This window comes from Paenibacillus sp. NPDC056579, assembly GCF_042793215.1.
In the GTDB taxonomy this organism is placed as follows: Bacteria; Bacillota; Bacilli; order Paenibacillales; family NBRC-103111; genus Paenibacillus_S.
On record NZ_JBHTVD010000001.1, the window covers coordinates 1,187,522 to 1,210,782 of the forward strand.

Below are 23,261 nucleotides of genomic sequence, written 5' to 3' on the forward strand. Positions count from 1 at the left end.
TAATTTATTAATATAGACTTTTTATCTGGAAATTGTTTCATCATTCTCTTTTATTTAAATTTTGATGCATTCCAGATGGAAGCTGTTTTACAGCAGCTGCTTCCTGTTGTCGGTTGACAAAAAACACCGTTTCAAACGGCGCTCTCTGGGATAATAATTTTAAATTGTCAGCCTGGGGGCAGCTCCACACTATCGTACCCGTTAGTTCAATGACCTGCAGCATTACGAAACCATTGCCGCATTTCTTCTCCCGCTAGCTTATGAGGTGCACCTTCCGGACCTACATCAATCCAAGTTGTGTTGATCGTTTCAATCACAGTTGTCATTGGTTCCATCGCCATCTTGCCCATAAGTTCAATCATGCCCAATTCAGTAAAGGTATTAAAAGTTCCTATATATTACTTCAGAATAATCTAAATTGGGAATTTTATATTCACCTTTCGGACTTAATCTGTTGTCGTGTTCATTCCAAAATAAATTCGAGCCGAGTTTATTGATAATTTTCCTCTCTAGGTCACTTCGAGTCACTAAGTTTCTAGGATCATCGTTAATAGTCAAGATGAACCCTTCGTTTGTGAATATATCAACTTCGCAGGTTCCTTCGAAGTCAATTTCTTGAACTGGAATCAGTTGTTTATAAGCTTCGCCAAAATATGTTTTCCAATGCAGTCTAGGAATACATCTACCGAATCCCCAGCCAAGATAATTATTGCTGCTCTCATCATTACTATACAAGTGGCATTCTCCATACCAAGAATGCAAAAACTTACACAAGTCCAGCCAAATACTCTCAACTATACTAAATTCCTTTGAATTATTTATTAATCCCATTCCGTCATCAAAATGAATCCAGATTGTGTTATAAACTAAATCAGTTTCGGAAACTAAACTTTCTGGGCACCTTGTCCACTTGATATAGATTGAGAAGATCTGTTTGACTTTATATAAAGATGCGTATCCCCCATATCTATAGTCACCAGGTACCTTAGTGATAAATTCATTTGGATTATCAAATGAGAATTTCCCCTTATTCTTGCTAGTATAGTATTCAGATTTAGTTGGGTGGTATTTAGTCGGGAGCAGTCTAAGTTTTTCAAAAATGTAGTGTGCAACTTCCTCAGATCCCAAGAATTTTGTAGTCGTTATGTGCATTCCTAAGGTTTGTGGTCGACCTTTTTCAGCCATATTAATCTCCTTTTTACAGTTCGCTCTACGCATATCCATATTTATCACATTCAAATAAAAAAATATTCTGACATCATCACGATATAGTCCCTTAGTGCTTTATTCGAGACGAGATTAAAACTATCCTGCCCGTTAGCTTAATGGCTGCAGCCAGTCTACAACTTTATTTTCACGGTCTAATACTTTATTTTTCAGTCTATATTTTTCAGTCTAAAACTTTATTTACTACTGACAATAGAAAAAAGCCGAGCGAAAATCAGGAATGAATACCTGAAATTCGTCGCCTTAGATGTGTCCGACTTCACCCTTATGCAGTTTTCTTCTGGGTTCTTTCAGCTTTAAAACGTTCTTATTCGTCGGTTTTCCTTGCGGCAAACTTTAAGTCCTCAGCGGCAGACTTTATGTGCGGAGTGCAGAGTCACATGGATGATAAAGCAAACAGCGGCAGTCCAGGACGCGAAAAAGTCCTAAACTGCCGCTGCGCTATTCTACTTCTTTCGATTCCCGATGTTCAGCAAGTTTGTTATTCTCTTTACCTTCGCTTTTTTTCGAAGGGGTGTTCTCTTTTTGGCTTCGGGTGCGACTTCTTTAATGATTGCGTAATACTCCACATCTACGCTTTTATCCGTATTATTAAAAAATTTCAAAACCCAGCGACTCCTGCCATCCACCTTCGCCGGAAAAGAGTCTATCAAAATTGGGGTTGATAAAAACGTCTGCCAGCCTGCGCTGATTATTATCGTATCTCTAAATGTGGTTAAAGCAACGAATTCAGCAGTACCTGAAGGGACCGTCAGTCTTGGATAATCGAGGCGTACAAACCCATCTCCAAGGTCTTCCTTTATGCGTACTTTTTTGGGGTGAACAGTTATTCGTTGTACCTTTAATTTTCTCACAGTAAAATTCCAATTTTCAAAAAAATCAATAATCACTTGTAGTAAATGCAGTAACCGCCGATCGGAACGGTGAGTCTCGCTTGAAAGTTCTCCGTCTGGATATTCGAGAGTGAGAACCCTGATTCTTTTCGTACCAAAATAACCTCTCGATCGATAAATTGAACGTCGAAGCCGTTACTGCTAGGGACCATAACGTTCGTATTTTGGTGATGGCAAGCACCTCGTAACGCATGCCTCTTCTTCTCAGCTCTTTGAGAAAAATCGTAACAAAGTCATATTCCGCAGCCGCCTTGCCGGGATTTTGAGGGAATAGCAGCTTCTAAATCGCGGCTTCTTGAAGACCGAAGATATCCGGTTTTTTCTAGCGATTTGATCCGCGATCGCCCTTGCCGATACCGGAAAATTCGTTGTTTGAAACTGTCTGTAGATTTCGGCAATGCACAGGGGAGATGCAGGGGAGTCGTGCGATTGCAGGCGCCAGGCTTGCTCCGAAATAGATGTTCTATGTTATTATCGAGATGCTTTTCGATGAGGACATCGCAATCAACCTCCTCTTCTCTGATACTTCTAAAATATGATGACAACCTTGTTTAGTTTGTATGATTGTCCAGCTCGATTTGCCCGACACGTAATAATTAAAATACTCATTGCTAGATATGAAGACATCTATCTTCAATCCCGCCGTCTGAAACCCGGCATGGTGGTTTGCACTCAAAGCCCGCGCTTCGTACACTTTATCGGGTGTTATCAAGTTCTTGTCATTTCAATTTGACAAGAACTTGATAACATAAAAACAAAAAGCCGCGATATACGCGGTTTTCAAGTTATTATGAGGGAATCTTTATACGTCTCTTCTAACTTATATCGATCCACGATGAAACACTACATTCATACCAAATGGTAAAAATAGTATCACAAATTTCTTCAAATGTTCTTGTCGTCCCTAGAAATTGAACAGCGACAACCCTAGGACGAGAAAATAAAGTCCTAGACTGTCGCTGTTTTATTCAACTAACGTACCCGTTAGCTTAACCCCATACAGAATACAGCCATCTCCTCCCCAGCGGACGGAAATGGCTGTTATGACGGTACCGGGTGGCTGGACGTGTTTGCCGTCAGCGCGCCTTCGCGAGTTTCGTGCCGCGAACTGATGCCGCAGCGTATACGACAAGCGCTGTCCAGATGAGCGCGAAGCCGATGAGAAGAACCGGCGAGACCGATTCCTTGAACAGGAATACGCTCAGTAACAGCATGATCGTCGGCCCGATGTATTGTACGAAGCCGAGCGTGGACAGCGCCATCCGGGCCTTATCTTTGTGCTGCCACCTTCTGCCCTTCCTTCAACTGATGCTGGCCTGCCACCACCAGTTGTTCGCCTTCCTGTGTGGATACCATCCCCATAACAAGCCGAAAACTATACATCCGATTATTGATTAAAACCATATCACAGATTGATTCAGCTTGCTGCTCACGATGTCCCCGACCAGTTCGGAATAGGCTTGCCAGATCGAATAATATTGTGCGGTTGTGACTAACGATTCGGTGATGACGGTTAGCGGTAGACGTGCTTGGCGCGCTACATCAATGGGTTCTACCCCTATCCCCCTCAGGCTAGTCCAGAAACCTGACGTGATCTTGATGCGTTCTGCGGAAGGATCGTTCATGGTTGTCGACCTTCAAGGACAAAGTCAAATTGCAATAATCCACGATGCCCGCAGACCATTGATACTTCTGATTATAGCCTAACCGGCGGAGTGAGGCCACCCGGTTAATTAATTGCGGTGGCCTCATGATATGTTTTCTGCGCTATCGTTGAACACTCCCGCCAAGAAATTCATGGCAATAGATATCGGATATTTTTTCCAGCACACGCTGCGCATGCTCTGTAAATTTCAAGTCTGCAATCCGATCTTTAAACAGAAACGCGCCGGTCTCATTGTTATGTCTGCCGAGGGCTCCCTCAAATAATAGATTAGCGCCATGAGTAGGCGGAGAGGAAAAAATCTTCATAAACAGTTCAAACCATGCGGTCAGTCCGGAATCTTTTCCTTTTCTTAGAGTGTTGTTAATTCCCGGGTCAACGCTGCGGATCTTGATGCCTTCTTTGGCAAGTTGCGGTGCCACGGCTTGAGTCCACAACGAAAGCGCCAGCTTTGAAGTTGCATAAGGGCCAAACATTTTGCGGAAGGTTTTGGGATGCTCTAAGTTTTCGATCGTAAACTCCTTCGTAAATCTAAACACCTGTGATGAAGTGTTAATCACCGTTTTTAAGCGGCCGTTTTTCAACAGCTCCTTCAATTCCATCAGAATAATATAAGGAACGACCGTCAACAATTCATAATGCATTTCGCGACCTTGTTTCGAATAGCGCAGCTCACTTAAGCCTCCTCCGGCGTTGTTGAACAAAATATCGATCCGTTGCTCCTTGCTTTTGATTTCTTCCAAAGTGTATCTTAAGCTGCCATAATCGGTAAGATCCTTCACTTTATAGGCTCGGAGCCATCTTTCTTTGAGATGATTTTGAATAAATCTATCGTCTGCTGGAAAATCCGACCGGTTCAAAGCAATCACGTGCCAGTTCTCCGACAGCAATTTTCGGGTCAATGCCAGCCCGATCCCACTACTTGCGCCTGTAATCAGTGCGATATGTTCTCGCTGGTTCGTATTCAATGAATGCCCTCCTCATATTCCAGAATATTCACCGGTTATTTGCGCACATCAGTCGGAGGCAGGGTATTTAATTCTCCGTAGCTGGCGCGAACGCCAAATTCAGCGGCTCATGAGCGGAAGCCCCTAGCCAGTTGCGAACGGAGAGTGCTCAGATCTGGGAGCCGCCTCCGTCGACGGGGAACTCAGCCCCGGTGGTATAGGTGGCCTCAAATGCCAGGAATGCAACGACCTTGGCGACCTCGACTGGATCGCCGAAACGCAGCATTGGGATCTGCTGTCTCATCTGTGCTTTTGTCTGCTCGGCACTTTCTTTCGGCATAGACTTTTCCATGATACCTGTGTCAATGATGCCGGGACTGACTGCGTTGACGCGAATATTTCGAGGTAATAACTCACGTGCCAGACCTCGAGTCATGGAGCGCAGCGCCGCCTTACTAGCTGAGTATGCACTGAGCATCGGGATCCCCACTACGTTCACGATTGAGGTGGTAAGGACTACCCCACTACCTGTACCTAGCAACGGGGCGAGTTTCTGCACGGTGAAGTACGGTCCTTTGGCGTTGATTGTAAGTATCTCGTCGTACTTTTCTTCGGTCATTATCTCGAAAGGGACAAACCCTGTGACACCAGCGTTAACGAACAGGGCATCTATTGTTCCAAATTCAGCCTTCACTCGATCGGCTAACGCGGCGATATCCTTTAATGAGGCGGCATCGCTTAAGAACGCGATTGCGTTGTTGCCGAGTTGTTCACGAGCCGCATCCAGCGTCGCCTGAGTACGTCCAGTAATCAGAACGTGTGCGCCTTCATCCACTAACAACTTCGCCGTCGCAAGGCCGATTCCGCTACTACCTCCCGTGATCACGACCTTTTTGTCAGAGAATTTGCCCTTACTGAATTGTTCCATTTGAATCGTCCTCCCTTTGTATAATCCGTAATCGGATGATTAGGTACAGGAGCGATTATACAACAATAAATTTAATAAGTAAACGAAATTAATTAATTTAGTTCATTTAATAATTTAAATACATAAAAGACAGCAAATTTGTTATAATGAGTTTCATAGGCATCAAAGGGAGGCACTTATCCGTGAGAAAAGCAGTGAGTGTAGATACATATGTGGAGAAAATAAAACCCATTATAAGAAAAACAAAATTCAGCCAACTGAAAGTCGATGATCTCGCAAAATATATGGATATCAGCAAAGTGACACTCTATAAGCATTTTTCCTCCAAAGACGACATCATTGAACAAGTCGTGGATTATTATATTGATTATTCGAAGAAGGCTGACACCGTTGTCAAAGACGATTCCGTCTCTTTTTTGGATCGTTTTCAACTAACATTCTTACAATCTTTGATGTGTGCCACGTATATCTCTGATTTGTTTTTGCAAGACCTGAAGGAATTTTATCCACACCATTTTGAGAATCTGTCCGTTGCCCTACAAAATCGGAATAAAAGCTTACAAACTTTTTTTGAATCCGGTATGGAGCAACAGATTTTCAACAGATTGAATGCCGTTTTGTTTATGGTTCAAGATGACGCTGTGCTGCGGCGCTTTATTGAGCCGTCATTTTCGATTCAGTATGATATCACTTTGAAACAAGCGATTATGGATTTCTACTACATGAAGCAGTATCAATTGCTAAAACCTGAATATCTGAAGATCATAGACAATTCCAATATTGAAAGGAGGATCGTTAATATTTTGCAAGCCATTTCATAAGTGAAGAGTCCATATCCGATTCCGTTGTGGACTACATTTCTAGACGTCTTCCCATAAGAGTTGAGTGTTACGCTGAAAGTGAAAGGACGAAGCATGAGCACCTTGATGAATGTAACCTCCCATGATAAATGTAAGGCGGACGCTAAAACTAAGAACAACGAATAAAAGTTATCATAATCAGTAATTGCCTACAGACAATCACGCCGCTCCTCGGCACCATCAGAAGGATGAAAATGAGGATACGTCGAAGGGCGTCAAGAAAAAAGGAATTCCCCTTTAGGAATCCCTTCGCTATAAAAATTATAGTGTTCGACTTACATCCTCTTGTCTCTCCTAGTGCAGTATTGGCGTAATTCAACGGCAAAGTTATCTCAGGCTTTGCCGTTGAATATTACACCACTAATTTTTTTGACTTACAGCACGGCCGGGTGGACATATTGCCTGGGCGATTTCTCTATCCGAACCGAATCCAATGCAAACAATAAATGAAGGAATCACTCGCTGGCGCGGAGACAATTACGGATTAGTAATTCGTTTGAGGGGTGTAACCGCCTCCCTCTTACCCAGCTAAGGCAAGGTCTGTAGATGATTGAACAAGCACTGTCCTTTACGTCAATGGAATCAAGTTCTTGTCCTCATAATGGATAAACTTTGATTCCTTAAATCCCGCTACGTTATCGCTATCTTAGTTTTGAAGACACACTCTAGTGGAAACGTACCGCCAGCTCATTTTCGTGCCGTATGCTATTGCAGGAATGTTAGTATAAAGATGACGGTTCAGTCGGCTGGATCGGGCCACCAGCGCCATTTCGAACCCTCAAGGCCAATGCACGTCCGGCGTCATCTCCCCGTCCAGCAAGCCGGTGATCGTCTCGCCGTCGCTCACCGGAACATCCGCTTCAAACAAGTAGGCTGCGGCATTGAATGCATGCCGTGACACGTCGTTCAGATCCAATGTATGAAAGTGGTACTAAACATCCGAAAGTCCGGGAGCGAAGAGGCCGAGCGAATCGATCAAGCTGTCTTCGGTCCCATGAACCGTTGTTCGCCGGCATTGGGTGCCCAATCATTATTATGACGGCAGCATTCGATGAATTACTGCGAATTCATGAGTCTGAGTGAGGAAATTTGTTTATGATTCGGGTCTCCTCTTGTCATTTAGTTGCAATGCATCATCTTCCGAAAACCTGAAGATGATGCATTTTAGTCGTTTGCAATCAGGTTCAACTCCAATTCATTTAATGGATGCCTTTTTAGACCTCATCCCAGGATACTCTCCGGCACCTTGACTGCTGGCATTCATTCGCATCTTCAATAGCGACACCACCACGATCGCAATAGCGACTCCAACCATCCCGACCCATGTGATCGATGACAAGGTCACCCGGTCGACCAGGATGCCTCCGATTCCAGCACCCGCAGCCATGGACAATTGCATCATGGATTGGTTCAGGCTCAGCATGATTCCAGAATAATTCGGTTCAATCCGAACCAGATTGAATTGTTGCGTTGGACCGGAGGACCAAGCCGCAAATGACCACAAGATCAGGAGGATGACAATCGGCAGCCACGAGTGCGTATAGGTAACGGTTAGAGAGAGGAGAAGCAGCGCTATGACATGCAAGAGCATTCCCCCTGACAGTGTCGGGAATACCCCCCATTTATCCGTGCTGAAACCGCCGAATTTGGATCCGACCAGGCTAGCGATGCCGAACGCCAACAGCACTCCGCTCAGCATTCCTTCTTTCAATCCGGCAACATCAAGTAGATACGGTGAAATGTAGGTGTAGGCGATCGAGTATCCGCCGAGCCAGAAAAAGGTAATCGCTAGCCCTAACGCTACGTTTCCATTTTTCAAGAAGGCAAGTTGCTCGGATAACGGAATCGGTTTATCCCCTTGAACTCGAGGGATGATGGCGTACAGAAAGAACATAGCCACCAGACCGGCCAGTGCCAATATGCCAAAAACGGATTTCCATCCGAATAGTGCTGCAACGATACGTCCAAGAGGCACGCCGATAATCAAGGAAGCCGTAAAGCCCATCACCACGGTAGCAATCGCGCTGGCTTGTTTGCTAGGGGCGGCGGTTTTTGCGGCAACGTCCAAGGCGGTTACCACGACCATTCCCGCGCCTAGAGCCATGATGACCCGAGCTGCGAGAAACGATGAATAGCCAGGCAAAACGAAAGACAGAATATTCCCAATTACGAAGATACCCAGCCCCCAAACCAGCAGTTTTTGTCTTTCCACCTTAGCAGTCAACGCCATGAGGATCGGGGTGCTAATGGCGTACACAAAGGAAAAAATCGTGACCAACTGCCCCGCAGAAGTAACGGAAATACCCATTGTATCCGAGATCTTATCCAAGATGCCGGAAATAACATACTCGGATGTACCCACCAAAAAAGTAACTAAAGCCAATAAATAGATTCTCCACGTGTTAGACAATACATTCACTTCTCCTTTATTTGTTGTTTTAATCGTTACCGATATGAGGATTCTTTTATATATTAACATATCGTAATATGTCGATTTGTTAGGGTAAAAAAAACTGATTACGTTTGAGGTATTCAGTTCAGATTAGAGTTTCTGATTTAAGAAAGCAGCTATGTCGCTTATTTTCTCTTCGTTTCGTTTGTAGTACGTATATTTGCCGATCCGTTCGGTTCGAATCAGTCCGGCCCGTTGTAGAATAGACAAATACTGCGAAGCCGTTGACTGTGTCATGTTCAACTTATCCGTCACTTGACTGACACATACCCCGATTTCCCTCATATCCACTCCTTCATGGGGCACAAAATGTTTTTCGGGCTCCTTAAGCCACTGTAAAATCTGTAACCTCGACTCGTTAGACAACGCCTTGAACACTTCAATTGGATCCATGTCATTTATTATATCTACATTTTCCGATATGTCAATAACATGTTATTCTTGAAGCGTTTACGAGGAGTTATAGACTTAATCCAATATTTTTTATTCCGATACTCACCGTTTTCGGTTGTTTTTATGATCCCTGCTCCTTCTACCCTCGTAACTTTATTACTCGACGGCGATGCCGGCTGCTCTTAAATGCCCGTATGCAACGATTTTACTAAATTGAGATGAAACTTCATCTGCAGGAAGGGGTTTACCGTTTTTGATCCACCAAATTACAATCCCCATGAAAGACGATCCGAGGTATTCGATCAGCAATTCCTTGGATATCGCTAATGAAGAGTTTCCCTGAGCAGGTATCCACCCCTCAATTAATTTATCTTTAATGATATTCTCCATTTTCGCTTGAAACTGATAGATTCTATTCTCTTCAATTAACATGGAATGGTAAAAGGTCATATTTAGAGAAATATGTTCCAAAACAGTTTGCATGACTGTCTCGAGTACAGAAATACTGAAAGGATTCATGCTGATGGGACAAAGAACGACTGCATCCTTTAATTCGCTCAACAGTTCATTCATACATGTATCTAATAAATCAGGTTTGTTTTGGTAGTGAAGATAAAAAGTGTTTCGATTGATCATAGACCGATCGGCAATATCCTGGATCGTTATCGCTTCATATCCCTTTTCCTGAATAAGCTCATAAAACGCCTTTCGAATCGATTGTTTCGTGCGCAGTATTCTAAGGTCGGTTTTCTTGTTCATTGTTTTCGTTCACCCCTAAATTTATTTAGAGTCGATAAGCGACAAAGTTTGTTGAGTTGTCTGTTATACTTCAAAACTAAAAATATTGAATATTGAGCGTTATATTAACCTCCATTATAATGAGCAACAGATAAATAAACAACTAATTGTTCATTATTTATCAAATGACTAAGAACTCTAAGGAGGATTATCCAATGACATTCAACCATCAAAATGAGCTTGTTCGTAAGGCAGTCGCCGTGCTGGAAAGTTTTGAGAGCGGCAACCTCGAAGCGATTACGGCTTACGTTCATCCAGATCAATATATTCAGCACAACCAGGCCTTACCCGATGGTCGTGAAGCCATGCTTGGTGCACTTGATCATTTAAAGGAAATTGGTACAAAGGTAAGCATTAAGCGTACTTTAGTCGACGGAGATTATGTGGCTCTTCATTCTGTATATGATTTTCACGGCCCTAAAATTGCCTTTGATATCTTCCGTTTTGAGAATGGACTAATCGTCGAGCATTGGGACAATTTGCAAGAGATGGAGGAAAAGACACCAAGCAATCATACGATGATTGACGGACCGGTTACGATTAAGGATATCGACAAGACGGATGCCAACAAAGCATTTGTCAAAAGTTATGTTGAAAACATCTTGCTTGGGAAGAACCCCTACCTGCTTGCCTCTTACTTTGATGGAGATAACTACATTCAGCATAGCCCGCATATTACGGACGGTCTTTCCGGTCTTTACGCTGCTTTGCAGGCTCTGAAGGAGAAAAATATTGAGTTTCAATATACTCATGTCCATCAAGTAATCGGGCAAGGCGATTTTGTTCTTACAGTGAGTGAAGGTCTATTTGATGGTCAGCATACCGCTTTCTACGATTTGTTCCGCGTAGAGGATGGAAAGATCGTTGAGCATTGGGACGTAATCGAGGCCATCTTGCCGGCAGAAAAACGAAAAAATTCGAACAGTAGATTTTGAGTTTGTGTAGCTGAATCGCAAGAAAGACATCGCCGAATTTAATTACGGTGATGTCTTTCGCTTCACGAATGTACTTGAATGGTAAATTTTATAGTCCAATGGATACAGAAGCGTTGCTTCAGCAACGCTATTTTCGTTCATTGCAATGAAGTTGCCGTATGACGAGGGGGAGAGGATCATTAAAATACTTACACAAAAAATGATGTGGCTTGGATTAGTGCTCGTCCTGATCGTGTTGACCGTATTCGGGGTAGTGATGATGGGATCGGTGCTTGGATCGAAGCCAAAGGAGCTCCCGGTGGCCGGAACTGTTGCAGCTGCTGCTTGGGCAGATCGGACAGCAAACAGAGCAAATTCAAATTCCAGTTGAATCGGCTAAAGCTTTAATGACACCGGTGAACGTTCAGGAGGAAGTCGTGCATCCACCGGGGTTGAATAATGCGTCGGGGAATGCGCCGGGTTTGTTGATCCAGATCTTGTGGATCGGCAGCCTGGTGACCGGAGTAGTCTTGTTCCTGGCTAGCCAGAAGGCGGTCGCCGCGGGTTCAAGAAAATGGACAGTTAGCGCGCTGTAAGCTATTGGAGGAATGACGATTGCCGGCATAGCGTCGGGCTTCACCATATGGATGGCTTCGTCGTGGTTCGGCATGAACTGGCGAACGCGGGCCGCTGCATGAGCTCAAGATATTGCTCGCATGCTCTGGAAGCATCATTTGCGATGATTCCCTTCCCCCTCTTTCATCCTATTTTACGTAAGAAGTGATGCGCCTATGGGTGCCCATCTCATTTTATATTCGCTCAAGCATAACTTAGTATGTGGGAAGGAGATGATCTCTTTTGAAAGAGAAACGAATCCTTTTCTTTTAAGTATTGATTGCAATTGCTTCAGAGTTAAATCACACCTATTTCCCTCCAGATAAAATTGCAATCGGGAATGATATAAGGTTCTTGTCAAAATCGGCAGTGATATAAAGTTCTTGTCACCCGACAATAATAAAGCATTTGTATATAACAACTCGCTTTGAGAAGTGTAGAATCTACTGAGAAATACCACATTCTGTCCCAGTTAATTGAATAATGCTGCTATAAATAATAGAAGTCGCTCAGTTAAAATGAACGACTTCTATTATTTATTATTTTGTTTCGAATTGCTCAAATGTTTTTGTCCGTTGCCGCTCCACAGATAATCGTCAACCACAACATGTATCGACGTATCGTCTAATAAAGCTTTGATGATGATTAGGAAAACCGATTTCGCTAGACTCTGAGATTTTTATCAATCAGTTTTAGGGTTTGAGCGGAACTCTTCATCCCACCCGAACATCATTATTGGTGTATTTCAATTCGTCGTTTTTTACATTCTACTTCCCTCTCCTTTAACACCTGCTCGATCCTCCACAACATTTCTGTGAATGAATGTAGTTTAACACGATTTCATATGTATTTTTGCTTTCGATTGAAACAATGTCTTCATCCCTCTTTCAGTTCGGGGTTGCACCCGCAATCTGGAGGTCGCCCTCACCTGTTGCCTGCTTTCTCATCGCCCTAGGTCTATATCGCCCGATTTGCAGTGCTCTTCTCCCCACCCTTTTGCAGCTGATACATCCGGTAGTATCGGCCCTGCAGCTGCATGAGCTGCTCATGATTGCCGCGCTCTACGATTTCCCCGCGATGCAGGACGAGAATCAGATCCGCCTCCCGTATGGTCGATAGACGGTGGGCGATAACGAAGGTCGTACGCCCTTCGCTGACTACTTTCAGCGCTTGCTGAATCAGGCCCTCCGTCTCGCTATCTATGCTGGCCGTCGCCTCGTCCAGAATCAGAATCGCGGGATCGAAGGCCAGCGCGCGGGCAAATGAAATCAGCTGCCGCTGGCCTGCCGACAACGTGCTTCCGCGCTCCACAACTGGCTCGTCGTATCCGTCGGGCAGCTTCTCGATGAAGCCAGCTGCTCCGACATCCACCAATGCCTGCTTGACCTTGCTCTCATCAATGTCCTTGTTGTGCAGACTTACGTTAAACTTGATGTCCCCTGCAAACAAGAACGGATCCTGGAGTACGATGCCCATATGCTTACGGAGCTGCTGCTTGGACATTCCGGCAATGCTTTTGCCGTCGATACGAATCTCACCTTCCGTCGGCTCGTAAAAGCCCAGCAGCAAGTTCATGATAGAGCTTTTGCCAGAGCCTGTATGTCCTACAAGAGCCACCGTCTCGCCTTTGTTGGCTTCGAATGTGATGTTACGAAGCACCGGCTCCCCCTCCTTGTAGGCAAAGCTAATGTTGTCAAACGCAACATGCCCTTCCGGTCTCGCCACTCCGACAGCATCCTCCAGCTCCCTGCCTTCCAGATTGAGCAGATGAAACACTTTTTCGGCGGATACAATAGCCCTTTGGGCATTCATCAGCTGATCGAAGATGCCGATGATCGGTTGAAAAAAGCGGCCCAAATAATCGATAAACGCATAAAAAACACCGAACGAAATGGCCGTATGCAATGATTGGCCGCCGAAATACCAGATCGTCCCTGCCGTAAACAAGGCTCCGATCAAGCCGGTGAAGTTGCGTGAGGAAAGGGAGAATACCCGGAACTGCTTGACGTTGTTGCGGTACCGGTCCTCGTTCAGCTCCTCGAATTCGTCCAAACGGGCTTTCTCCTGGCGAAACGCCTGCAGGATCGGCATCACTGCGATAGACTCGCTGATCATCGCATTCATATCGCTTAAGCGTGCCCGCATGACAGTCACATACTTTTTGGAAAACTTCAAATGCACCACCATGACGACTGCAAACAGCGGGATGAACACCAGCGTGACGAGCGCGAGACGGACGTCAAGCAAGAACAGCGCTATATAAATGCCGACAATATTGATGGTACTGACTACGAAAGTAGCCATAAAGCTCATGAACAGGTCCCGTATCGCCTCCGTATCGTTCGCGATTCGAGATACAACCTGTCCAATAGGCGTACTGTCAAAATACCGGATGGGGATACGCTGAATATGCCGCATCAGATCCATACGCATCCGTTGGATAATCCGGAGAGCGGTCGACTGCAGGGTGAATGCCTGTACGTAATGAAGGAGACTGGCCGTAACGAGCAAACCGACGAACAGAGACAGCCATCGGATCACCGCGCCTACGTCATACCGGTAGAGCGATGCCACCTCGGCTCCGCTTAGCCTGCGTGCAGGAATTATCTCTGGAGCGGCCCCTTCGCGAACGACTTGCACCAGCACCTGCTGCGATCCCTCCAGCCCGCTGGAATCGGGTGCAAGAGACCAGCTGCCGTCAAATCGGGACATTGTATTAATTAAATACATCCCTCTCTCCAGCTGCATGAACCTCACTTCTTTCCACTGCGCCCAGCTCGTAATAGAGGAGCCTGCCGAAGAATCGGCAGCCAGCCAGTCGGCTCTGCTGTATCGTTTCCCGTTCAGTTCGACTGTGCGTAGACCCTCCGGGACTTGCTGCCCGACATCCCCCTCATACCATGGCAGCTGAACGCTGTTAATATGCTTATCGATAATCGTCTTGGCAATATAAGGCCCTGCCAGCTCGGCTCCAACCGCACAGCAGAGCACCAGCAGCGCAGCTGCTATCCGCATCTTGTACAGCATGGCGTAGGACATTAACCGCCTTACAACCGTTGGTTTCGGAGTCATGATTCACTTCCTTCTCTTTTCTTTTCCAAACAAATAACGGTTCAGCCCGTTCAAGCCTCCGCCAGATTCGCTTCTAATTGCTGATGGTCGAACTGCTCCTTGTACCAGCCTCCGAGCAGCATTAACTGTTCGTGTGTGCCTTCCTCTACTATCCGCCCTTCATCCAACACGATAATCCAGTCCGCATGCATAACCGCAGATAACCGGTGCGTTGCAATGAATGTCGTTTTGCCCGTCCTTTCTATGCGCAGGTTGGCCAAAATCGCACTTTCCGTACGCGCATCAACAGCCGAGAGCGAATCGTCCAGAATCAAAATTTCCGGATCGATTAGCAAGGCGCGCGCTATGCTTACCCGCTGCTTTTGCCCACCGGACAGCATAACCCCGTTCTCGCCGACGATCGTATCCAAGCCATCGGGAAGGTGCCCAATGTCCTGTTGGAACGAAGCCATCTCGATCGCTTTCCATATGTCTCTCTCCTCCGCCCCCGGCCTGCCGAGAGCGATATTGTCCCAGATCGGCTTCGACAGCAGCAAGTGCTCCTGAGGTACGTACCCAATCCACCCCCGGAGCTGGGACAGCGCGATTTGTTCTATAGGAGTTTGTGAAAGGAACAAGCGGCCCGGTTCTATAGGGTACTGCCGTAGCAGCTGCTTCAGCAGCGTACTTTTACCGCTACCGGTTCGGCCAACAATACCAAGCGTCTGTCCTCGCTCAAGTCGGAACGATATTTCATTCAGGCTGTCCGTACCGGATCCGGGATAACGGAAGGATAGCCGCTCGAGAACGATGGACCCCGGAAACGGCAAGGAAACCGTTGGCGACGCATCCTGGACGTCGGGCTGCTGCTCAAAGCTCTTCGACAAACGGTCAACCGAAGCGGTCCCCCGCTGCAAAATATTAATAAACTCGCCGAAAGCGATCATAGGCCAAATCAGCATGCCCAAATAAATGTTGAACGAAATGAGCTGACCGAGCGATATTTGGTTATGAAATACGAGATAGGCTCCATACCCGATACCGATTGCGTAGCTTAACCCCACAATTAGAGAAATTGATGGGTGGAACAAGGCATTGACCGCCGCCACACGGATATTTTTCTCCATGACGTCCCTGGTCACTCTATCAAAGGTGTCTATGTCGTGCTCCTCCTGTACATAGGAACGGATGACCCTCATACCGGAGATCGATTCCAGTGCCTGATCGTTCATCCTGCCGAACGAGGTTTGAGCGGCGACGAAACGTTTACGCATCTGTTTGCCCAGCATGCTTATAACCAATGCAAGGAAAGGCATCGGAATTAACGCCGCCAACATCAGTTTGTAGCTAATCAGGGAAATCATCGTCACCAGGACCACAGCCGTTCCGACCAGCGTATTGACCAGCGTCATAACGCCATAACCCGCCGTTTGGCTTATAGCCAATACGTCGTTCGTAGCCAGCGCCATCAACTCCCCCGTACTATTGCGTTGAAAAAAAGAGGGCGACATCTTCGTCAGATGCTTCAGAAGTCGGCCCCTCAGCAGCTTTTCCAGCAAAATCGAGTTGCCGAACAGCGTCGTCACCCAAATATAAACCATCACATACAAGAGCAGCGCCAAACCGATCAGCAGCAGGACGCTTTGACGGAGCTCTTCTCCGGTCAACGTTCCGGTACGGATTTGGTCGATGACGTTGCCTATCATTTTGGGCGGAATGATATTCAATATGTTGACTAAAGCCATCAGAGCAATGGCCATTGCATATTTCCCCCACTGCTGCTTAAAAAACCACGACAATCTCGTAATAAAGGACATGTTTCCCCTCCTAAGAGTTAAGGCCAAATATATTCCCAAAAAAGCAATTCTCTTCTTACCATACCATAATTTATTGAGAGAGCGCATTGGATTTTATCGTTATGAGAAAAAACTCCTATCGACGTCCTTGCACAGAGGTCCGCAATGAATTTTCCGCTTCATCTTACTTTTGTCGAAGTCACTGTTTTTAGGACAATCCGCTTGTGGAAGCCGTGTTGCTAAACGGCGGAACCGGCACCAGACAGGACACGACTTATGAGGCGGTTCGCGATCTTCTTGACAAAGAGCTGCAGGGCATCGGCGAAATCTTCCGCTTTCTAAGCTATACCGAGGACATTGGCGCTGCTGCCATCCTGAGCCGCGCAGTCGCCGGAGTATATAAAGATAAGGCTATTTTTTCTATGCCTGGATCGTCCGGGGCTGTTAAGCTCGCTCTCATGAAAATCATCGTTCCCGAACTTAGGCATGTCATGCATCAAATTTATAAGGATTTAATAGGAAAGCAGTAGCGATACTGCTTTTTTGTTTACTTGCTTATCTTTTTCATCGATATGCTGTTCGGATTTTAATCTTCTTTTCAGTTTATTTGTTAACATAATAAAAATCCTTCCTTTTCACTTTTTATCGCGAAAAAGAAGGAAGCCATCGTCTACATTCGCCAGTACGGGCGTTATGCCCAAGTATCGAATCATCAGCTTGTATTGCCGTGTACGTATGCACCGCATTACTTACTTTATTTTTTGCTGCTGTCTAAATTGGATAGGCGTTGTTCCAAATACCTTCTTGAACGTTGTGAAGAAGTGGCTTTTCGTTTGGAAACCAGCCTGTTCTGCAACTTCCGCTACAGTTAAATCAGTGCTTAAAAGAAGTTCCTTTACCCGGTCCAAACGCTGACTTGAAATAAAGTCCGATATCGGGCAATCCATCCATTCCTTAAACACGGCCCGAAGATAGCTGACTGAGACCGATGTATGATCGGCAATGGAATCCACACTCAGCATGGGGTTATGTAGATTATTCCGAATATATTGAACGGCTTCTGTAACAATTTCTTCTTTTCGATTATTAGTTGACCGCTGTTTTAAATCGTCAACAATTTGATGCAGGAACGTTTCAATCCAATCGAATGCTTCATTTAAATGATGGAATTGATTTAGTGTATGCTCAATTCCTTCCATTCCTTTTACAGTGTTTAGCTTTTTAAAACTTTTCATCAACTCATATATTAAATGTACAAGCTGCATTTTGCATTCCGAATAAGTCATTCCCTTCATATCCCCAGCCAGCTGCTCCAAATATCCTTTAACAGCTAGCAAGTTACCGATACGCACAGATGCAACGAGCTCTCGTATCACATCTTCATCAAGATAATTTGGCCTATCCTCAAACTGCTTTAGATCACTCTCCGAATATACACGGTCTTTGCCATCAATAAAATTAAGCATGGATGCCTCCATAACCAATTCGTAGCTCTGGAGCAGTGCTTCATCCGAAGCCTTAGGATCGCTGACCGCTGCAACAACTCCGATATGCAGCCATTGGTCAATATTTGATTTGATTTCTTGAAGCATAGCATCGATTTTTTCTTTCTTCTTTGTGTCAGGGAATATTAGAACGGTGTGATCGATTCCAATATCGACTGCCTCTCCGGCTAAGCCATATTGTCTCATGACCTCATTAGCTATATTGCCCATCGCGTACTTCATTAGCTTTCTTGAAGGAAAATCATATTTATCACAGAATGCAGCATAATACCGGATCCTTAACACCGCTAATCGGATCGAACCCGCGGCAAGCACCGGTATCTCTTGAAACCACTCTTTTTTATAACGTTCCGAAAGCGAGCCGTTAAGTATCCATTGGCGCAACCGCTCCTCCTTGATTAATGATTTACTATCTTTGATAGAACGATCCATTTGCTCCACTTTGTTAATAAGCGATTCGATACCGGAAGTGATGCTTACTGTGGTTTCCACGGTGTTGGAAGGGACATAGGGCTGACCGATACGCACTTGAATAGCTTGCAGCATAGTACCTATGGGGCGTATATTGGTTCTGGAATACCAATAAAGTATCATCCAGATAATCAGAACAAGCAGACTGAAGCAAAGTAAAATCGTCCATCTGGTGACGGAAATACTTTGATTTAACGTTTCAAGCGAGGTTAGATGAAAGATCTTCCAACCCGAAATACTTAGCGTCTGATAACGTAATGACCACTCCTCGCCATCAACCGAAAAATGAGATTTCCCTAAGTTACAGTTTAAACTTAACGTTCTTACCTTCTTGAGCATTTCATCCGAAACATTCCCCAGCATCAATTCCCCTTCCCCGTTCAGTATGAACACATCATTCGCGATTTGCTTATTCATCTGCAGGATGTACTGCTGCAGCTTTTCCTTATCCAGCAGCACCGCCAATTTACTGTTGTTCTCCCCTCTATCAATTACATCTCGCACGACCAATAACAAATAACTTTTGCCTTGAATCTCGTAATTTCGCAGGTTTAGGTTTTGACTCTTTTCCGATCGGGCTTGTTCAAGAAATTCTTTGTTCTCCTCGTCAGTTAACTTAGTCAGACCTTTATCCGAAGCGTACATACGGTTAATGGAGGGATTAATCACATTTACGGATTGAATAAATGGCTCAATACCCAAGTAATCCGTCAAGCTCAACTCCATTTGTTTAAAAACCCAATAGTCAACCTCCGAAGCGGTCATCCAACCGTTTACATTCTGATCCCGAAAAATACGGACGGAATATAATTTAAGTTTTCGCAGCGTGAAGTCGGTGTTGTCCTTAACTTGCGCAATACGCTGCAGAGTCAGGCGGTCAATTTCAGTTATTGCATTATTAGTCAATTGCCTAGTTAAAATATAAGAAAATATATAAATGGTCACAGTGAACGCTAAGGCCATATATATAAACATTCGTAAATGCAATTGCTGCGGCAGCAGACCACGAAGCATTGTCATCCCTCCTTGTCGCCGATGTATCTTATCTAAAGGTATTCCTCCATTAGCTTATCGTCAAGTTTGTATTGGACCGGGATTAACAAAAACCCTGCGGATCTTTAGGACTTGTAATCCGCAGGGTTTTAAGCGCTATAAATTGTCAGTCCTCAATCCTATTTAACTCTTTGAAAACGAATATATCATAACTTCCTCTACAGCCGCGTGATTGGTGGTTCAACATACTTTGAGGTTTGTATCAATTCCTTCAGCTTATTTTCATAAGCATCGGCGTCCAGGGGCAATACAATCTTGCTTTCAGTGAATGAAGATTGCATAATGGCGTTGGCTAAAGTCAACCCATTGATTCCTTCTGTACCGTGAGCTACTAACTCGCCGCCTCCATTTTGAATAGCGTTAATAAACTTTTCGATAACAACGAGATGCCCTTTAGGCTGAGTTATTTCTACAGGAATTTCTGTATACCAGCTTTCAACATTGCCGAATTTGCTTTTTGATTGCAGAATGAAATCAAATACGGACATCTGATTTTGATACATGACAAGCTTTTCATTCTCATAAACCAGCTTGCCGTGTTCTCCTACAATTTCAAAACGGTTTGTTCCGGGCGTCTCGGCCGTGGTTGCAATAAAATGTCCAATCATTCCATTCTCATGTTCAAAGTAGGCCGTCACTTCGTCTTCAACTTCAATATTGTGATATTTCCCAATGTTAACAAAACCGCTGATCTTCGCAGGCATTCCGAATAACCATTGATAAAGATCCATATTATGCGGACATTGGTTGGTCAGAATTCCCCCGCCTTCTCCGGCCCAAGTCGCCCGCCAGTCGCCGCTATCGTAATAAAACTGCGGGCGAAACCACTGTGTATTGATCCAAGTAACACGAATCAGCTTGCCGAGCTTCCCACTTTGGACAATTTCCTTTAACTTCTTATGAAACGGATACGTTCTTTCCTGAAACATTATGGCGAAGACAAGCTCAGGGTAGGTCTCTTTAGCTCTTTCATAAGCAGCTATCATTTTCTTCGCATCGTTTAAGTGGACAGCGATAGGCTTCTCGCAAAGCACGTGAATTCCTCTGTTAAATGCATCGATAGCAACTGAAGGATGATCATAATGGGGTGTCGCCACCGTAATAGCTTCAAGACCCGGTTTGTCGAGAAGTTCTGTGTGGCTATAATAAGCCGGTATTTGCAGCTCCTCGGCAAATTTATCAGCTCTGTCCTTAATTACATCACAAACACCGACAATTTCGACCTTTCCGGCAGTCTGGAGCTGCCGTAGATATTTGATATGACCCGATCCCATTGCCCCGACTCCAACGATGGCTATTTTTACACTTTTATTCATAGTCATTTCTAACTCCTCCTCGTTTTAAACGAACTCTCGGATGTATTGTATAAATGCTGGCAGTACAACTTCCGGTTCTTCAAGCTCAGGATGCCACTTCTTTTCCCACTCCAACGATAAGTATCCTGTGTAACCATATTTCTTTAACAATTCAATATTATTCTTAATGGGAACTTCCCCATCGCCAATGAAACATAGCTGGAATTGGCCGTTGACCTTTTTGGTATCTTTAACATGGACATGCTCGATATAGGGAGAGATCTTCTCGATAAACGGTTCAATGGTATTGCCGTATCTTTTGTACGTATGCTCCATATCCCACAGCACGCCCAAGTTGGCACTGTTAACCTTCTCCAGTACAGGCAGCATATTATCCAGATCGGAGAAGTCCCCATGGGTTTCCAAAAGGATGCGGACATTTCTTTCCGAGCCATAGTCACAAAGCTCTTGTAAGCCTCTTGAAATCCTCTCAATAATTTGCTCCTTTTGGAAAGGATCCGGCACCTTATTCCCAAAAACTCTTATATAGGGTACGTCTAGCTTTTGTGCTAGATCTATATGTGCTGTCCCTTCTGCAATAAAATCATCGAATTTATCAAGGTCATGGAATTGGCAGGATGTATTTAAACCGATTATTTTTATCTGCATTGAATGAAGTTGCTCCAAAGTTTTTTCCAGATTCTCAGGGAGAAAGGGCCTTGCCTTGGGCAGGAACATTTCCCCTTCCATGCCTCTGATCTCAATCCCGTCGTATTTTAAACGTGTGGTTTCGTTCAAAATTTGTTCCCAGGTCCAATTCGGGCAAGACAATGTGGTATAAGCTATTTTCATTCCAATACCGCCTCTCAGCATTATTTTTTGGTTGAATTTCTCTTTACGTATGACTCTGACATCTCCTGAACAATTTTAGTAAAATTCGGTTCCGTTTTTAACTGGTTGACGAACGCATCCCATTTTTCTATCGGTTCCTTGCCCATAATCACGTGCAGCTTCATATCGGTAATTTTTTTGTTGTATTCCGGCCAGAACTTAATCCAGGCCTCGGAATCCACACCGACCGACGGATCATTAACCGCATTTTTTGCCCGCTCATCCATTATTTTTACATGACGGTCATAGTACTCCTTCGGAATTCCCGGAACATACGCTTTTAGATATTTGATGTAGCTAAGAAAAATTTGACCAAACGCTTGTTGGGATACATTGTCCTTTACAGCCTGTTCCGTAGGGATTTTAAAGCCGTCTTTTTCAATGAAATGAACGTCTTTAAAGCCGAAATTCGCAAGATCCGATCCTTCAGCGGAAGCCCCGTAATCCATGAATTCCATAATTTTCTTCAACTTCGCTTCAGGAACGGTCTTGGGAATCAGAAACATTCCAAAAGAGCCGATTTCTGTCTCGCTCACTCCGTTTAATGAAACAATCGGCTCCATATAAGCGTCAGGCTTTTGCTTTCTAAGCTCGGCTGTTATATTCCAAACCTGATCTATGGCTTGTGTGGCGACACCTGCCTTCCCTGCCTTTAACATATCCAGGATTTGACTCGGTTTAAGCATCAGGAAATCTTCGGGAATCAGCTTTTCTTTATACAATTTATTGGCGTACATAAGCGCGTCTTTTTCTGTTGATAAGTAAACAGTAGGAACCAGCTTTCCATCCTGCACTTTCCAGTCGCCTATAGTTTTATTAAAAACGTTCTCGAAAGCTCTTATATTTAAAATGACTCCATACGTATCATTTTTCCCGTTTCCGTCGGGGTCGTTATTGGTAAATGCCTTCATCGCTTCGTAGAGTTCATCCATGTTGGTCGGCATTTTTAAGCCCAGTTTATCAAGCCAATCTCTGCGGATGCTTAACCCGTTCTGGCCATAGACCGGTCTTACCCGGGGTATACCATAGTTATGTCCATCCGCGTAGGCCAAATTTTTCCAAGTTTCTTCAGGAAACTTTGCTAAATTCGGATAATTTTTATACAAATTGGTCAGGTCCCAAAAGGCTCCTTGAGCTGCCATCCCCTTAATAACCGATGAATTGAGCGGGTCGGTTGTCAAGATTAAATCCGGCAGCTCACCGGAGGCCAACGTTACATTTAATTTATCCGTATAGTTGTTGGATGATGTCCAGGCAATGTTCAGCTTGGTATTCGTCCGTTTTTCGATTTCTTTTATTATTGGGTTGTCTTCTGAGGGTGGTTCTTGCGAATAAAAGGACGACAATATGCTGATTTGAGTTGGTTTTCCCTGTTTCCCCCCCTCTTGTTCCACTGAATTTGCTTGTTCTCCCCCGCCTCCTCCGCATGCAGCTAACAATAAAGCTAATGAGACTTGCAGGGAACACAGTTTAATTACTGCATTTTTCTTGCTCATACTAGTACCTCCA

18 protein-coding genes and 2 pseudogenes are annotated in these 23,261 nt (G+C 44.7%); 4 read left to right on the plus strand and 16 right to left on the minus strand.

Going from position 1 to position 23,261, the window contains the following annotated elements; translation table 11 throughout:
- Positions 1-381 precede the first annotated feature (381 nt).
- The 6 genes from ACFQ88_RS05395 to ACFQ88_RS05420 form a co-directional block, all read right to left on the minus strand.
- Positions 382-1,185 (minus strand): hypothetical protein, encoded by an 804-nt coding sequence (locus ACFQ88_RS05395; RefSeq protein ID WP_379452684.1) that lies wholly within the window; start codon positions 1,183-1,185, stop codon positions 382-384.
- A gap of 488 nt (positions 1,186-1,673) precedes the next feature.
- Positions 1,674-2,117 carry a hypothetical protein gene (locus ACFQ88_RS05400; RefSeq protein ID WP_379452686.1) on the minus strand — a complete coding sequence of 148 codons (444 nt, stop codon included), beginning with the start codon at positions 2,115-2,117 and terminating at the stop codon, positions 1,674-1,676.
- Between the two features lie 1,079 nt (positions 2,118-3,196).
- A complete protein-coding gene (locus tag ACFQ88_RS05405; protein WP_379452688.1) occupies positions 3,197-3,382 on the minus strand; it encodes a hypothetical protein in 186 nt (61 codons plus the stop codon).
- Positions 3,383-3,514: 132 nt separating this feature from the next.
- On the minus strand, positions 3,515-3,745 hold the full coding sequence (locus tag ACFQ88_RS05410) for a hypothetical protein (protein ID WP_379452690.1): 231 nt from the start codon (positions 3,743-3,745) through the stop codon (positions 3,515-3,517).
- Positions 3,746-3,887: 142 nt separating this feature from the next.
- A complete protein-coding gene (locus ACFQ88_RS05415; protein WP_379452692.1) occupies positions 3,888-4,751 on the minus strand; it encodes an SDR family NAD(P)-dependent oxidoreductase in 864 nt (287 codons plus the stop codon).
- Between the two features lie 148 nt (positions 4,752-4,899).
- The gene (locus tag ACFQ88_RS05420) at positions 4,900-5,658 is read right to left on the minus strand and encodes an SDR family oxidoreductase (protein ID WP_379452694.1); all 759 of its coding nucleotides are present in this window, start codon (positions 5,656-5,658) and stop codon (positions 4,900-4,902) included.
- A 146-nt stretch (positions 5,659-5,804) separates the two neighbouring features.
- Here ACFQ88_RS05420 and ACFQ88_RS05425 point away from each other — a divergent pair, with 146 nt between their 5' ends.
- Entirely contained in the window at positions 5,805-6,479 is a 675-nt protein-coding gene (locus tag ACFQ88_RS05425) for a TetR/AcrR family transcriptional regulator (protein WP_379452696.1), read from the plus strand.
- An 817-nt stretch (positions 6,480-7,296) separates the two neighbouring features.
- Here the strand turns inward: ACFQ88_RS05425 and ACFQ88_RS05430 are convergent.
- The 4 genes and pseudogenes from ACFQ88_RS05430 to ACFQ88_RS05445 form a co-directional block, all read right to left on the minus strand.
- A pseudogene (locus tag ACFQ88_RS05430) lies at positions 7,297-7,437 on the minus strand (DUF4261 domain-containing protein); the annotation flags it as partial.
- Between the two features lie 276 nt (positions 7,438-7,713).
- Positions 7,714-8,928: an MFS transporter gene (locus ACFQ88_RS05435; RefSeq protein ID WP_379452698.1), complete on the minus strand. Its 1,215-nt coding sequence runs from the start codon at positions 8,926-8,928 to the stop codon at positions 7,714-7,716.
- Between the two features lie 132 nt (positions 8,929-9,060).
- On the minus strand, positions 9,061-9,363 hold the full coding sequence (locus ACFQ88_RS05440) for an ArsR/SmtB family transcription factor (protein WP_239624303.1): 303 nt from the start codon (positions 9,361-9,363) through the stop codon (positions 9,061-9,063).
- Between the two features lie 156 nt (positions 9,364-9,519).
- Positions 9,520-10,122, minus strand: a complete 603-nt coding sequence (locus tag ACFQ88_RS05445; RefSeq protein ID WP_379452701.1) for a TetR/AcrR family transcriptional regulator — start codon at positions 10,120-10,122, stop codon at positions 9,520-9,522.
- A gap of 194 nt (positions 10,123-10,316) precedes the next feature.
- Between ACFQ88_RS05445 and ACFQ88_RS05450 the strand changes: the two genes are divergently transcribed.
- Entirely contained in the window at positions 10,317-11,096 is a 780-nt protein-coding gene (locus ACFQ88_RS05450) for a nuclear transport factor 2 family protein (RefSeq protein ID WP_379452703.1), read from the plus strand.
- A 272-nt stretch (positions 11,097-11,368) separates the two neighbouring features.
- Entirely contained in the window at positions 11,369-11,671 is a 303-nt protein-coding gene (locus ACFQ88_RS05455) for a hypothetical protein (protein ID WP_379452705.1), read from the plus strand.
- Between the two features lie 976 nt (positions 11,672-12,647).
- Here ACFQ88_RS05455 and ACFQ88_RS05460 read toward each other — a convergent pair.
- Positions 12,648-14,762 carry an ABC transporter ATP-binding protein gene (locus tag ACFQ88_RS05460; RefSeq protein WP_483875126.1) on the minus strand — a complete coding sequence of 705 codons (2,115 nt, stop codon included), beginning with the start codon at positions 14,760-14,762 and terminating at the stop codon, positions 12,648-12,650.
- Positions 14,763-14,812: 50 nt separating this feature from the next.
- Positions 14,813-16,558, minus strand: a complete 1,746-nt coding sequence (locus ACFQ88_RS05465) for an ABC transporter ATP-binding protein (RefSeq protein WP_379452707.1) — start codon at positions 16,556-16,558, stop codon at positions 14,813-14,815.
- A 203-nt stretch (positions 16,559-16,761) separates the two neighbouring features.
- Between ACFQ88_RS05465 and ACFQ88_RS05470 the strand changes: the two are divergent.
- Positions 16,762-17,067: pseudogene (locus tag ACFQ88_RS05470) on the plus strand (MogA/MoaB family molybdenum cofactor biosynthesis protein); the annotation flags it as partial.
- A 219-nt stretch (positions 17,068-17,286) separates the two neighbouring features.
- Here the strand turns inward: ACFQ88_RS05470 and ACFQ88_RS05475 are convergent.
- From ACFQ88_RS05475 to ACFQ88_RS05490, 4 genes are all read right to left on the minus strand, one after another.
- The gene (locus ACFQ88_RS05475) at positions 17,287-19,527 is read right to left on the minus strand and encodes an AraC family transcriptional regulator (RefSeq protein WP_379452709.1); all 2,241 of its coding nucleotides are present in this window, start codon (positions 19,525-19,527) and stop codon (positions 17,287-17,289) included.
- A gap of 197 nt (positions 19,528-19,724) precedes the next feature.
- Entirely contained in the window at positions 19,725-20,888 is a 1,164-nt protein-coding gene (locus ACFQ88_RS05480) for a Gfo/Idh/MocA family protein (protein WP_379452711.1), read from the minus strand.
- An 18-nt stretch (positions 20,889-20,906) separates the two neighbouring features.
- Positions 20,907-21,713, minus strand: a complete 807-nt coding sequence (locus tag ACFQ88_RS05485) for a sugar phosphate isomerase/epimerase family protein (RefSeq protein WP_379452713.1) — start codon at positions 21,711-21,713, stop codon at positions 20,907-20,909.
- 20 nt (positions 21,714-21,733) lie between these two features.
- A complete protein-coding gene (locus tag ACFQ88_RS05490; protein WP_379452715.1) occupies positions 21,734-23,248 on the minus strand; it encodes an extracellular solute-binding protein in 1,515 nt (504 codons plus the stop codon).
- Between the last annotated feature and the right edge of the window lie 13 nt (positions 23,249-23,261).